Genomic DNA, 545 nt, shown 5'->3' on the forward strand with positions numbered 1-545 from the left:
GGCGTGGCTGCTGATGGCCTGGCGCTACGGCGGTCGCAGCGGCTACGAGGTGATCACCCCACGGGTGGGATGGCGGCGGCAGAAGCGAGGTGGCTCGCACATCCTGCGGGCCGGTGCGTTGTCGAATCAGGCCGGTGGACGCGTTCGGCTGCCCGGCGTGGCCGCCAACATCGAACTGTGGTGGGGCATCGATGCCCTCGGCCGGAAGTTCGCGATGATGCACCTGCCGACCACTCACCAGTACACGATCCATCTGCGCTGCACCGTGCCCGGCTTCGGGGGAGCCGAGCAGTCCCGCATCGACCTGGACGTCGCGAACTGGGGTGAGTTCATCAACCTCAACGGCCAGGCCGGCGACATCGACTGCGTGGCCACAACCATCGAATGGCTGCCCGAGACCGGTGCGCGTGCGGAATCGAATGTCGCGGATATGTGCGCACCCGGTGGCAGCCCGATCGCGCAGGCGGCCGTTCGCGAAACCATCACCGACGTCGACTCGCAGGGCTTGCAGTTCCACGCACGGATGTCGATCACCTGGCGCGCGA

At 67.5% G+C, this 545-nt stretch carries 1 protein-coding gene; it reads left to right on the top strand.

From position 1 onward, the window contains the following. Positions 1 to 545, top strand: a 545-nt coding sequence (locus tag ACFWJO_RS39050; protein ID WP_386872971.1) for an SCO6880 family protein, incomplete at both ends; no start/stop codon positions are given.

The sequence above is a fragment of the Streptomyces sp. NPDC127092 genome (genome assembly GCF_042722475.1).
Classification (GTDB): Bacteria; Actinomycetota; Actinomycetes; order Streptomycetales; family Streptomycetaceae; genus Streptomyces.